We start from the raw sequence: 14,885 nt of genomic DNA, 5'->3' as shown, positions 1-14,885 counted from the left end.
TCCTTTTCTGTTTGTTTTAAATCTTTTGCAGAGTGACTGCTGTATTCATGCCGCCAAAGCCCATGCTGAGGCATAAAGCATGAGAAATGGAGTACGGGACGAATTGTTCCTTCACCCAATTGAACGTCTCGTCAACCGGAAGCTCCAGATTACGCGTCGGATGAAGGCGGGAGTTGCGCATCTGAAGCAATACCGCAATAATTTCCACGGCTCCTGCTGCACTGAGACCATGGCCTGTTATAGATTTGGTCGCATTGATGTAGGCATGCGACAATCCGCTGTCTTTAAGCGCGCGCAGCTCCGTATCATCACCGACCGGGGAGCCCGTTCCATGCGGATTGACATAGTCGATGTCGGCGGCTGTAATGCCGGCCCGGCGAAGAGCTTCGCGGATCACACGCATTTCTCCCTCGTAGGACGGATTCGGATTTCGGTTGCCGTCCATCGCGATCGCTGTAGCGGTAATGGCCGCATAAGGAAGAACCCCTCTCTTACCGGCACAAGATGCACGCTCAATGACGACGGCAGCGCAGTTTTCCCCGTAGATGAAGCCGTCCCGGCCGCCGTCGAATGGTCGGCAGGCCAGATCCGGTCTGTCGGCATATTGATCGGAGCCCATTGCGCCCAGGCTGCGAAAGGCCGCAAGCTCCATATAGGAAAGGTCGGCCAATGCCCCGACTGCGATGCAAGCATCGACTTCCCCGGAGCTAACAGCTTGAACGGCTTGAGCGATAACAGCCTGACCGCTTGCGGATGCGCCTCCCAATGTAAACGCAAATCCGCGAATCCCAAACTGCTCCGTGCAAAGTCCGCATAAATCACTGTCCATGTACGTCATCGCATAAGTGGGCCTCAGAAACGAAGGACGTTCCGAATACGAGGCATAGACTTGGAGAGCCTCCCGCTGCTGTAAGTTGGAACCGCCGATAATGAGGCCGATACGCTCTGGCTCAACCTGATCCAGAACTGCATCCTCCCAAGCCTCATGCATCGTTGCCATCGCAGCCTGCCCGGAGAAGGAAGCCGTTCGCAGCAGCCGTTTAGAAAGACGTTCCGGCATAACCAGCGATTCGATCTCCGCCCCCAGGAAAGAAGAGCTTCCTTTTTGGCGACCCGGACGATTCAACACAGAAAAGGCGTGCCGGCCGTCAAGGAGGGCTGCCGCGAAGGCCGCCTGTCCTTGACCAATGGCCGATGTGATGCCAATGCCTGAGATGACGATATCGTCCGGCCTACAGCTTGCCCAAGAACCCATCGGCCAGTTCCCCTATGCTTGACATTCCAACAAACTGCGATCTTTGATTCTGCAAAAGCGACAAATCCTCCATCACCATCGAAATTAGATCCGCGCGGTCGATAGAGTTCAATCCGAGATCCGAAAGCCGGTCCTCAGGCCTCAGTTCCCGTCCCTCTAATTCGGGGACGATCTCATACAAATTTTTTATGATAACGGCTGTTATTTCTTGTCTGTTCAATTCCGTTCCTCCTCAAGGATAAGACGACTGACGTAATCGTTAGCCTCATGAATGTCCAGCCTACCGCTTTCCACTTGCTGTAAAATGTCATCCAGCAGAAGCGGAGAACGTACGGCCTCCTGTTCCGGAGTAGCTCCTTGACCCCGGCTCAGTTCGGAACTCAGATACGCCGCGAACTGTCTGATCGTCGAATAGTCATATATTTTCGTCGCCGTGATGCTCGTGCCGTATTGCTTATTAACCGCCTTGATCCATTCGACGCCGACAATCGAATCAACCCCGATGTCCACGAATTTGATTTCAGGATCAATCTCGTCAGGCTGCATAAACATGGCCTCCGCCATGCTCTGGACCAATTGCTCTTCCAGTGCCTCCAAGGAAACGCCGCTGTTTGGAGGGGGCGTTCTTTCTTCGGCAGGGTCCACATGTTCGGCTGCCGTAAGTGCCGCCGTTTGTTTCGGCAACTGGCTTACGTGATCGTAATCGTGTTCTGCTTCTGCTTCCGCTTCGTTCCCAACCAAAGCGGGCTTCTCAGCGATTACGCCGTGCAAATAGGCGGCAAATTCGCTTAAAGTCGAGTAATCGTATATTTTGGTCGCCGTAATGGATACGTCATACTTCTTATTTACTGCTTTGATCCATTCCACGCCGATAATCGAGTCTACGCCGATTTCGACAAACTTTCTCTCCGGGTCCAATTCGGCACGTTCCATAAACATCGTATCGGCCAAGCTCTCGGCCAACTGCTCTGTCAACACGTCGAGCGATATGCGCTGCTTCGATACACCGTCGATCTTCTTCAATTTAATCGGCGGGAGCCGTAGCGAGTGTCCGCTTCCGTGATCGATTTGATCGGGAATGTTCGATAGCGGCCTTAACGTAATTGTTTCCACCGCTTCCCGGTCCATCGTTCCAGCCTCGTGAATATGAACTTTTGGAGCTGGAGCAGGTTCGCTTCCATTTGTTCCTGCGGATTGATGTCCATTGCCGCTAATGTTATACCAGCATTTTTCTTCAGCGAACGGATAGGAGGGCAGGCTAATGCGTCTCGGTGTCGTTTTACCGTAGACAAGCCGCCAATCAAAATCAATGCCACTTACCCATACAGACAGAAGCGGCTCAAACTTCCCAGAAGCAAACCATCCCAGCCAGGTCGACTCATCCGGCGCTCCGGCCTGCAGCTCGGACAGTGCCGCGCCTGACTTCGCCCTGCCGAGGTGCAGTTTCTCCATTCGGCCGTTCTCGACAATCGCCTGCAACCCGCGTTTCAGCTCCAGAACCGAAGAAACGGCCATAGCCGCTCGTTCTTCCATCGCCTCACGGCCCACCTGAAGGGTATAAGCCGCATCAGACAAGTTATCATCCGTAATCTGCCGCATCGCTATTGCATCCAGATAGCGAGAAGCCAATCGTTTCAATCCCTCTTTGTTCGGCGCGGACAAAACAATCGGAACGGTCCTCCCGGCCTGATCGATAGAATGTGCCGCTGCGGGCGATTTATATTCTTCCACGATTAAGTGAGCATTGGATCCTCCCGCGCCGAACGAAGAAATACCTGCTATGCGCGGCATTTCCTGCTTTTCTCCGCCTGCTTCGACGACGGGCCGCTTCCATTCTTCCAGCTTCTGCTGCACCCTAAACGGTGTATCCGGGAAGACGATATTCGGGTTCAGCTTCTCGGAATGAAGCGATGGCGCCAGTTCCCCGTATTTCAACTGCATCAGAACCTTCGTTAAGCCCGCAATTCCCGCTGCGCTCTCGCAGTGACCGATGTTGGATTTTACGGAACCGATCGCACAAACGGATGTCGGAAGAGTACTCGTTTTCCATGCATCACTTAAACCTTTTATTTCGATGGGATCGCCAAGCGCCGTACCGGTCCCATGCGCTTCGATATAGCTGATCGCGCCCGGATCAATGCCCGACTTCCGGATCGCCCGCTCGATCACACTTGCCTGCGCTTTCGGATTCGGAACCGAGTATCCGTTCGTCTTACCGCCATGGTTGACGGCTGATCCTTTTATGACGCCGTAAATGCGGTCTTTGTCGGCAATGGCCCGTGACAACGGTTTTAACAGAACGGCGCCGACGCCTTCGCCCGGCACGTAACCGTCGCCTCCCTCGCCGAAGCTCTCGCACCGGCCTTTGCTCGACGCGAATTTTCCTTGCGCAAGCGCCAAGTACTTATTCGGATGAATGGAAAGGTTTACACCCCCTGCTATAGCTGCATCGCATTCTCCCTCCCGCAGACTTTGGCAGGCCAAATGTATCGCTGTTAGTGAAGATGAGCACATCGTATCAATAGCCAGGCTCGGTCCATGTAAATTGTAAAAATACGATACGCGGTTCGCAATTGACGAAGCGCTGCCAGACAGCGCCACCGGCCGGCCCCGAACCGTTTCTTCCGCGCCATAAAGCTGATATTCCTCGTACATGACACCGACGTAAACGCCTACATTACCGCCAAGACCGGACGAATCGAGCTGCTGCAAGCCATGTCTCGTGTATCCGGCATCCTGCAGCAGCTCGTACGTGCACTGTAGAAACAATCGCTCCTGAGGATCCATAAACGCCGCTTCTTTGCGCGAAATGTGAAAGAACAACGGATCGAAACGATCTACACCTTCCAGGAAGCCTCCCCATTTGGAATAGGTTTTCCCCTGTTTATCAGGCTCTGCATCAAAGATCGCCTCATGATTCCAACGGTCTGCCGGGATTTCGGTGATGCTGTCGACACCGTTCCGGATATTGTGCCAAAACGCCTCCACGTCTCTTGCTCCCGGATAGCGTCCGGCCACCCCGATAATCGCGATATCCTCCGGCCGCCATTCGGTTGTAGCTCCTGCCGTTTCAACATCGTTAGTGCCTGCTGACGGTTCTGCTTTCTCTACATCATGGCTGTCATGACGCGAAAGTCCGGCGCGTTCAGGGATAGACGCTGCCGATCCGAACGAAGAACCGTCCTCCAAGCCCAAGACAGCAGGCAGACGGCCTAAGTGAGCACGCATCAAATAGCCGGCCAGCTCCCTGATCGTCATATATTCAAAGAACAGCGATTTGGACAACGTTCCGAATGATTGTTCCAGACTCGCTGTCAGTTGCATGATAGTCACTGAATCGACACCATATTTCTCGAACGGCGTATCCTCATGCATCCGCTGGACGGGCAGCTTAATTACCGCCGATACAAGCGATTTTAAGTACGCTATGGTCTTCTTCTCCAGCTCATCCTGCGGAAAGGCTGGAATGCCGTCAGCCTTTACAGGCTGCTGCACGACAGCTGCCGTCCGAGCTTGAGCCTGCGGCGGAGACTGGTTCCCGGCCGTCAAGGCAGCCCGCATCCGGGAAGGATCTCCCGCTATCGTCAGGACATGATCCGCTGCAGATGCTGTGGCGGCATATAAAGCGTGCAACCCGCCGGCGGTTTCGAGCACAGACATCCCGGTCAGCCTGTTCATCATGGAGAGCGTTTCCTCATCGATCTGCATGCCGCCCTTCTCCCAGAGCGGCCAGGCGATCGAGCAGGCTTTGCCCTTGCGAAGTCCTGAAGCCGTAAGATCGTTCCGATGCGCTGCGAACGCGTCCATAAACCCATTGGCGGCTGCATAGTCGGCTTGACCGAAATTGCCCAGCGTTCCGGCAAGAGAAGAATAAAGCAGCATAAAGTCGAGCTCCATATGCCTCGTTGAACGGTCCAGATGAATAAGACCGGCCACTTTAGCGGCGAATACCCGATCGATGTCCATTTCCGTTTTTTTCAAGATGAGGCTGTCCGCTCGAGTGCCTGCGCAATGAATGATGCCGGACAAACCGCCATAACGGGCTTCTATCCGTTCGATTAGTTCTTGGATGGCGGAAGCGTCGCTAATGTCCAAGCTGTAGTACTCTGCATGGGCTCCCACCGCTTTTAACTCGTCAAGATGCTTCTGTATCCGTTCATCATGAGCGGAGCGCCCCGTTAGGATCAGGTTCGCACCCCTAGTTCGTGCAGCGGCATCTCGCGCAGCGATCATCCCAAGCTTGCCGCAGCCGCCTGTGATCAGATACGTTCCGTTATCTTTCCAAGGTACTGGAACCCCGTTTTTGAGCCCCATCTCCACAAGCTTTTGAACATAACGATTGCCAGCTTCATAACGAATGACGGCGTCCTCCGGTTCAGACCCATTCTCGTCGATAATCCCGGCAATGGCAGGGCCTTCTGAGTCCGTACCCAGTAAAATCGTCTGCCCGACGACACCTGGATGTTCAAGAGCAGCGGTCTTCAGCATTCCGCTTAATCCAACCATGACACGCTGATTGTCGTTATACGGGAGCACCAATTGAATCAGCGTCCTGCCTTCCGTACCATGAAGTGCGGATTGAAGTTGTTTCAACATCCGTTTGGCATAAAACGTATAACGTGACGCCAACGTCATACTTTCCAGGCCGTCGCCCAATAGATGAACCTCTGCCCCGCCTCCTTGTTGCATGAGTTGATCTGCAAGCGAGTTGTCCGATCCGCCCAACAAGACGATACGTCTGGTATAAGTCACCGTGTTCTTCCCCGTATGGCAAGGCTTCAATTCCCATATCGGCTGGAACAAAAGCGTTTCCTTAAGGGGCTCAACAGGTTGATCACGAACCTCTTCACGGTCAATTCGTCTGGACGTCAATCCTCTCATCCGTACACAAACGATTCCGCTGCTGTCGATAAGCTCGATATCCAGCTTGCGGACCGGGCTCTCCGGTAGAAGACCGCTGCTGAACCGGATCCATGCCCACATCTCTCCTGAACATGGGCCAAGGATGTCCAATTCCTCCAGCGCAAAAGGAACGATTGGGCTCACGGACTGCGGCTGCCCCTCCATTGTTTCCAGAACCTGACGGGGAAACAAGCCGATCGTTGCCTGGAAGACGGAATCAATCAAACTCGGATGAAGCACATAATCATGCGACGTGCTGGCTGCTTCCGCCGGAACAAACACGTTCGCCAATGCCTGAGCGTTGCCGGTATAGATACTTCTGATCCCTCTGTTGCCGGGTCCATACAAAAGTCCGGCTGATTCGAAAGCCCGATAGCATTGCTCGCCTGACAGCTTCGGCCCGCTGCATTGTGCTCTTATCACATCGATATCCATAATCGGGCTCTCTTCGGGCTCCTGAAGCGATACCGTTGCCGTACAATACAAGGTCTCAATCTCGTCTTCGCCCTGATCGGAAAAGACCTCGCATGCCAATTCTTCGTCTTCCTTACGGAGCCGAATATGCACCTCGGAGGATGCGTTGTTCATGACAAGCGGCTTTCTCCATACGATCTGATGAAGACGAGTGCCTTTCGAACTTAACAGCTTGCCGGCTGCAGCCTCAGCGGCTGCGCGAATCATTTCGAGGTAAGCGGCGCCCGGCATGACCTTATTCCCATCAACAACATGATCGCTCAGGAAATGCTCCTTACCGGTAAACAGCGAACTGAAACGCAACTGCGACACATCCGATGTATTCCGGTGCAGTAGCGGATGAAGAGGCTTACCGCCATGTCCTTCCCGAGCAGATATGCTGTCGGTCTCCGGTATCCAGTACCTCTCCTCCGCAAACGGATACGTTGGCAGGCTCATCCGGTGGGGAACCGTATCTTCGTAAAGCAGACGCCAATCGATGTTCAGCCCTTTCACCCACAGACCGAGGATCTTCCCGAACTTCCCTTTTCTCATCCATGCCTTGAACGTCTCCGATAAATCCTCGTCTGTCCGCCACATTTGCATCAGTTCATTGGTCTGGATGTGACCGCGGAAAACGTTGTTACTTTCTTCGCGATCCGCTAAATAAGCAAGCAGCTTATTCTCCAGCTCTTCGATCGAACCGACGAGCATCGCCAGCCGTTCCTCCATCGCTTCCCGGCCCACTTGGAGCGTGTAGGCCAGATTCTCCAGGTTTATGTGATCACAGCCTTGATCGCGTATGAAGGACAAGAGACGCTGCGCAACATCGTGTAGACGATCTTCGTCGCGCGCTGAAAGTACAATGATAGCCGGATCGTGCCTATGGTAAGTCTGCTTTTCACCTGTCACATGTTCTTCTGAAATATATTCTTCGATGACCAGATGCCCGTTGGAACCTCCCGCGCCAAAGGAAGAAAGTCCGGCGATTCTCGGAAGTTTCCTTGTGGTCCCGTCTATGGTCAGAACAGGTCGGTTCCAGTCCTCCAGCGTACGCTGTACCACAAAAGGTGATTGCTCAAAATCGATGTTCGGATTGAGCTCCTCCGCATGCAGAGACGGCGCCAGTTGACCATATTTCATCTGAAGCAATACCTTCGTCAAACCGGCAATGCCTGCTGCACTTTCGCAATGGCCGATATTCGATTTGGCCGAGCCGATCGCACAAAAGCGAACATCGGCCGTATAGGCGCGGAAGGATTGGCTCAAGCCCGCGATTTCAATCGGATCGCCAAGCGAGGTGCCCGTGCCGTGCGCTTCGATATAGCTAATGGTTCGCGGATCAATACCAGCATCCTTGATTGCCTCGCCAATGACGTCGGCCTGCGCAACCGGACTGGGTACCGAATAGCCGTTTGTTTTGCCGCCGTGGTTGATGGCCGTTCCCTTGATAATGCCATAAATGTGATCGCCGTCCGCAATTGCATCTTCGAGCGGTTTCAGCAAAGCTGCACCTACCCCTTCGCCGGGTACGTAACCGTCACCATCTTTCCCGAAGCTTTCGCAGCGGCCTTTGCTGGAAGCGAATTTGCCTTGGGAAAGGAAAATGTATTTATTCGGGTGGACGGATACGTTGACGCCTCCTGCCACGGCAACACGGCTTTCCCCTTGCCGCAAGCTTTGGCAAGCCAGATGAATGGCTGTCAGCGACGAGGAACACATCGTGTCCACCGCCATGCTTGGTCCCTTGAAATCGCAGAAGTAAGAGACCCGGTTTGCGACAGACGAGGGATTACCTGATAGTGCGATTGGCTTCCCTCGGGCAGTCAACTCCGCGCCATATAGCTGATATTCCTCGTTCATGACGCCAACGAATACGCCAACCCGCTTCGTCTTCCCTTGCCCCTCGGCAACGAGCGTTTCCCGTGTATATCCCGCGTCTTCGATCGCTTCATAGACGCATTGCAGAAACAATCTTTCCTGCGGGTCCATGATCTCGGCTTCACGCGGCGATATATGAAAGAACAACGGATCGAAGCGGTCGACGCTCTCCACAAATCCGCCCCACTTCGTATACACTTTGCCCGGCTTATTCTTATCCGGGTCATAGTAGACACTGTGATCCCAGCGGTCGGGCGGAATTTCGCTGATGCAGTCCTGACCGTCACGAAGCTTCTCCCAAAATTGTTCAATATTTTTAGCCCCCGGATAACGGCCGGCTATGCCGATGATCGCAATATCGTGTACACGACTTCCGTCCCGTGCTTCTGTCAGCCGCTTGGGCTTGGACATCGGGCGTGCAGCTTTGCGGCCTGCTTCCTTTGGCTTCGGTAATACGGTGATAGGACTCATGGAATCTTCCGCCGACATTTTAGCGCCAACTAACTCGGCCAAACGGAACCGATGATGTTCGATGAAAAAAGCCGCCAGCCGACCGATGTTCGGGTATTCGAAAAACAATGTTTTCGACAGGGAGCCGAAGGCCGCTTCCAGCCGGCTGGTGATTTGCATCACCATGACGGAATCGAGGCCGTACGTTTCCATCGGAGCCTCCGGGTCCATCCGGCTGGCGGGCGTGCCGGCTACAGAGGATATCAAATTCGTCAAGTACGCGACCGCTTTCTCCTGAAGCGCATCGCTTTGATCCCAAGCAGACGGCTCTTTCTTGCCGCTTTCGAAAGCCTGCGCCTTCCCTTCATTCTGTGCCATCCGCATAAAGGCGCGTAACGTTTCTTTCTCACCGTCGATAACGGTGATTTGCGATTTTCCGGCAGCCAAAGCCATGTAAAACGCTTGAATGCCCGTGCTGCTTGCCATTGCCCGCATGCCGCTCTTCTGCTTCAACAGCTTCGCCGTCTCGGCATGAACCTGCATGCCGCCTTCTTGCCACAGCGGCCAACAAATCGACACTGTACGGCCATGCCGTTGTCCGGCTCCCGCTAACTCGTTACGGTAGGCAGCAAAACGATTCAGAAAAGCGTTCGCGGCCGCATAATCAGCCTGAGCGGGATTACCTATTACACCTGCTAAAGCCGAGAAAAGCAGGAAGAAATCTAACGGAATATGGCGAGTCGCTTCATCCAGATGGACCGTTCCGGATACTTTTGGCCGAAGGACTTGCTGAAGTTCATCCGCGGACTTCTTTTTCAAATACGCATCTTGAATAACACCGGCGCCGTGCACGATCCCGTTCAATGTACCGTATTTGCGGCAAATCTCTTGGACCAGCGTTTCTATCGCCTCCAGGCTACCGACATCCGTTTGCCTGTATTCCACCGTCAGCCCTCGATTGGTTAATTGCTCTATCCGTTCACGCTTGTTTTGGTCCAGCGCTGATCGTCCCGCAAGGATCAAGACAGCGCCGCGGGTCCTTCGCGCAATTTCTTCCGCAAACAGCACGCCAAGCCCGCCTGTTCCCCCGGTTATGAGGTAAACGCCGCCATCCTTCCAAGGAACAACTGCAGACGGCTCGGGAACCGTACACATCTCGCGCCAGCGCAGAATGCTATGCTGCTCCCTATTCAATCGGATGTGCTGCAATTCTGGTTGCTTTGCGTACGCCGCCAGTAATTGGGCCAGGTCGTGCTCACTCGACTGAGCTTCAAGCTCGATTAGCTGGCCGGCTATTCTCGGCTCTTCCATGGCCGCTGTTTTGAGCATTCCTGACAACCCCGCAGCCAATTGCTGTTGATCGGCATGGCCAATAAGCAGCTGTATAATAGTGGAGCGCTTATCCTGCAACACTTCCTGTACGATACCCAGCAGCTGTTCTGCATAAGCATGGTAACGCAGGTCGATCTTATCCTGATGTTCGGTCTGCAGGGCGATGCATCGGACGTCACCCTCCTGTCCTTCGATTTCCTTCAGAGCGAAGGTACAGTCTTCAGCAGCGACGACAATTCGGCGCTCATATCGGTGCACAGCTTCATTTGAATCTATAGATTTCTCCGCCGTTTCCCATATCGGCTCGAACAATAACACCCCCTCGTCGGAGTGTGCGCTTGCTTGTACCGGGCGGGCAGCATACCCTTTGATCCGTACGCATAAACGGCCCTGAGCGTCAACCAAATCGATATCAATTTTCTTAATGCCGCCATGCCTACCCGAGTCGTGGCTGAATCGCAAATACGCCCACATCTCGGCATCCATGGCATGTACGATATCGACCGTTTCAATAGCGAAAGGCAAAAGCGGACTTAAACGAAGACTGCCATCCAATGGGCTTACGTTATTTTCTCCGACTACAAGACCGGCCATCGATTGGAGTGCGGCATCCAGCAGACCGGGATGCATCGTAAAAGGCTCCACGCTTCCTCGATCAGCAAGCATCGACAGCTTCGCCAGCGCAGCCTGTTCTCCAATATGAAGCTGCTCGATGCCCTTGTGGGTGATGCCGTATTGAAAGCCGATTTGTGCAAACGCCTCGTAGCATGCTTCCGACGAAACCGTATGGCGGCATGCCGCTTGCGCCTCCCGCACATTCAGCCGCTCCTCCGTCGCAGCGGCCGTCCACCTTCCCGAACCTTGAAAATGAACAACCGCTTCTTCTCTGTCTTTATCCCCCGACAAGCTGTATACCTCGAACGTAATTTCCTCATTCTCTCCGGAAGCGAGCGCGATGTGAAGAACAACCGGTTCATCCCGCGCAATGAGGGGTTGTACCCATCCAACATGCTTCAACTGCAAGATTCGTCCGTCGTCAGCAGCCGATTCAGTAGCAAGCCGTACGGCTGCATGAGCCATTTCCAAGTAAGCGGAGCCGGGAAAAATCTGCTGGCCGTTTAGCACATGGTCCGCGAAGAAGGGCTCATCGCCCGTGAATACGGAGCTGTACCGCTGCTCCGTAAGCGTCGACGTATTGCGGTGCACCAGCGGATGAAGAACTTCCGATTGCTGCCGTCCATCCTCCTTCACCGACTCACTTACTCCACTAAGCGGCACCCAAAATCTCTCCCGTGCAAAGGGATACACCGGCAATGAAATCCGTCTGTATTGACTGGCTGTAAACAGCTTGTCATATGCCAGCTCATAGCCTTGCTGATACAAGCGGGCAATCCTTTCTAACATCTCCGGCTTATCAAACTCCGAATTACGCCATTCCATGATGCACGCCAGACCCTCGTTCTTCTTGATCGCATCCTCCTGCCGTTCCCATTCATGCACGACCGACGCGAAGAGGCCCGGCGCGCTCCCCTCAAGAAGCCAGCGGTTCAGCACAGCGACAAGGGCAGTCACATCCTCAATGATACAGACCAGCCGATGCGGCAAATGCTTACGTCCGATCAGTAACGTATAGCTCATATCCCCGATATCCGCTTCGGGATGCTTGCCGCAGTAGGCGATAAGCTGCTCCACCTGCTGACGTAACTGCGCGTCGGACTGTGCCGACAGCACCAGCAGATGACTGCGCGTTGGCCTTGGCTGACGATCGATCGTCGGCGCTTCCTGAAGGACCATGTGCACATTCGTCCCGCTGAAGCCAAATGAACTGATCGCCGCGAACCGGCTTTCACCCGGCTCAGCAGGCCATTCCTTGAGGCGAGTGTTGACGTAGAAGGGGCTTCCTTCCATTCGGATATTCGCATTACCCTTCTGATAATGAAGGGATGGCGGAAGCTTTTTATATTTCATTGACAACATCAGCTTGATCAACCCCGCGATGCCCGCTGCAGCGATCGTATGGCCGATCGTTGTCTTGATAGAGCCAATCGCACAGTATTCTGTTTTGGCTGTGTAATGTCTAAATGCGCGCGTCAACGCCTCATGCTCGATGGGGTCGCCAAGCTTCGTACCAGTTCCGTGTGCTTCTACCAGTTGAATGCGCCCAGGATCGATGCCGAATTGTTCATACACTTCGCGTTCGAGCTCTTCCTGTGCAGTACCGCTCGGTGCCGTAATCCCGTTAGTCGTGCCGTCCTGGTTCATGCCCGATCCGGCAATGACACCGTAGATATGGTCGCCAGCGGTAATCGCATCGCTTAACCGTTTGAGAACAACCGCACCGACGCCCTCGCCCGGCACAAAACCGTCCGCCCGTTCATCAAACGTATAACAGCGCCCGGAAGCAGACAGCATGCCTGCCCGTTGTGCACTGTCGTGGAAAGCCGGGGTAGACTGAATGAACACACCACCGGCCAAGCTCATATCTGTCTCCCGCGCCCACAGTCCCTGACATGCAAGATGAACAGATACGAGTGAGCTGGAGCAGGCGGTATCGACTGCTATCGCCGGGCCTTTCAGGTTCAAATAATACGAAATTCGAGCAGCTACGATAGAACCGGCATTTCCCCACATCGCCTGCGCCGGGGGATTGTCGCCGATCAGATGCATATAATCGCCGATATTGTACCCGACATAAACGCCGCACCGACGGCCTTCTATTGCCGATCCGGCATAGCCGGCGTCCTCCAGCGCTTTCCAGGACTCCTCCAGAAACAACCGCTGCTGAGGGTCCATGTAAACCGCTTCCGTTCCCGAAATATGAAAAAAGTACGGGTCGAACTGGTCATAATCGTCAAGTAAGCTGCCATAGCGAACGATATTGGAGTCCGACTGTTTCCATCGCGTGATTTCCCCGACCAAATCCGTTCCACTGGCCAAATGCTCCCATAATTCTTCAATGTTACGGGATTTGGCAAACCTTCCGCTCATGCCGATGATGGCAATCGGCTCCTTATGAGCCGGGCCTCGTGCTCGTCCATCCGCTTTCTGGAACGCAGGGGGCGATTTGACTTCGTTCGTTCCACAGTCTGCCTCCCGTAAGCTTTCGTCCGCAGAGTTCGGCCTAGCATTCGCCGGCGGCGCTATGCGGTCCGCAGCTCCGAAGACCCTTGAAACGGCTTCGCCATGCTCAGCCAGCAAATAGCCTGTAAACTGATTAATCGAGCTGTATGTAAACAGATCGGTCGTCGGCAGTTCCAGTCCAAGCTCCTCATTAACCAATTGGATTAAGTGAACGCCCGTAATGGAATCCAGCCCGTAATCGGCAAAAGCGTGATTCGGAGCGATCTGATCACGGTCAACCTTAAGCGCTGTCGAGATGTGCTTTCTAAGCATGAGCTTGACAGCTTGCACATATCTGTCATTGTCTTGAGGAGTCCAATCCGCTTTCGGTTCCACTTTTCCGATATCATCTGCCGTTGTGGAGATAATCATCGCCGCAGCGGTATCCATATTCGAAGTGGTTCGTTTTGCTGACGTTGTGTCAGATTGTCGGACAATACCATCGCTCTGGCAAGCGATAATCTGCTGTCCCAAGCTCCGGGCTTCCTGCGCCGGGAAATAAACCGACTGGAACCCCTCCTGCTCCAAAACTTTCGTCCAGGTCTCCGAAGTTAAGGCGGGCGAACCCGGAATGCGCAGCCAGTCATCCTCATAGAGCCACCAGCCATCCAGAAGACCGAATGTCAGGTGAGCGAAGAGTGTGTTGTGGCTCATCTCATTTAGCAGCAATAAACCATTTTTTTTCAGTGCAGATTTAACGGTGCGTAGCGTAAGCCGAATATTTTTTGTCGCATGCAGCACGTTTGACGCGATGACCATATCGAATGTACCGGGCGAAATCCCCTGTTCCGCCAAGGGCTCTTCAACGTTCACGATCCGGCAGCTTAAATAGGGAACTGCCGGTCCGTATTGTTCCTGTGCATGGATAAGAAATGCTTTCGATAAGTCGCTGTAAACGTACTCCGCGATCTGTTCCCGATAAGGCTCCAACTTGCGGAAGACCATCTCGCTCGTACCGCCCGTTCCCGCTCCCAGCTCAAGAATGCGAATCCGTTGCCCTTGACCCAGACTTTTTACATATGCGGCCGCTGTATTGGCCAACACCTCGTTAAAATAATCCGATACCGGATTATGTTTATAGATGCCTTCGACAAGCTCCATCGAACCGTTTGGAAACAGAACGTCAGTGGCGGCGATCCGGCCGGTCAATATCGCCGGAAGCGCCCGAAGCGCTGTTTCCAACAGGTTGACTTGGGCATGTAAATTAGGATTGCGCAGCCATTCCTTCTTGGCGGCCGCCCACTCTTCCCACACCTCGTTCAGATGAACAGGAGGAGCTGCTTTCGCAAGGCCCTGTCCTTGTGGCAGCCTGATATACCCCTGTTCGCTCAGCTGTGTCAGGCTCTCTTTAAGCCAGCTTCCGTGGCGCGAATGCACCTTGGCCTTCAGAGCGTCCAGGTCAAACGGATGCTGTGTAAACCGTCCGAGTTCCCACAGCTGCCCCCACAGCAATTTATAGGTTAACGTGTTTAATTGATCCAAGACGAACAGG

General features: G+C 53.9%; 3 protein-coding genes. All 3 read right to left on the bottom strand.

Features of this window, described 5'->3' with window-relative positions; all coding sequences use genetic code 11:
* Positions 1-16: 16 nt before the first annotated feature.
* The 3 genes from HP568_RS15475 to HP568_RS15465 are packed head-to-tail and all read right to left on the bottom strand — an operon-like array spanning position 17 to position 14,875.
* The gene (locus HP568_RS15475; protein ID WP_048034929.1) at positions 17-1,255 is read right to left on the bottom strand and encodes a beta-ketoacyl synthase N-terminal-like domain-containing protein; all 1,239 of its coding nucleotides are present in this window, start codon (positions 1,253-1,255) and stop codon (positions 17-19) included.
* Positions 1,233-1,475, bottom strand: a complete 243-nt coding sequence (locus HP568_RS15470) for an acyl carrier protein (protein WP_048034930.1) — start codon at positions 1,473-1,475, stop codon at positions 1,233-1,235. The genes HP568_RS15475 and HP568_RS15470 overlap by 23 nt, the downstream gene beginning before the upstream one ends.
* Positions 1,472-14,875, bottom strand: a complete 13,404-nt coding sequence (locus tag HP568_RS15465; RefSeq protein WP_173629526.1) for an SDR family NAD(P)-dependent oxidoreductase — start codon at positions 14,873-14,875, stop codon at positions 1,472-1,474. The genes HP568_RS15470 and HP568_RS15465 overlap by 4 nt, the downstream gene beginning before the upstream one ends.
* Positions 14,876-14,885 lie beyond the last annotated feature (10 nt).

This window comes from Brevibacillus sp. MS2.2 (assembly GCF_013284345.1).
Classification (GTDB): Bacteria; Bacillota; Bacilli; order Brevibacillales; family Brevibacillaceae; genus Brevibacillus; species Brevibacillus brevis_C.
This window is presented reverse-complemented; position numbering and strand designations above follow the sequence as displayed.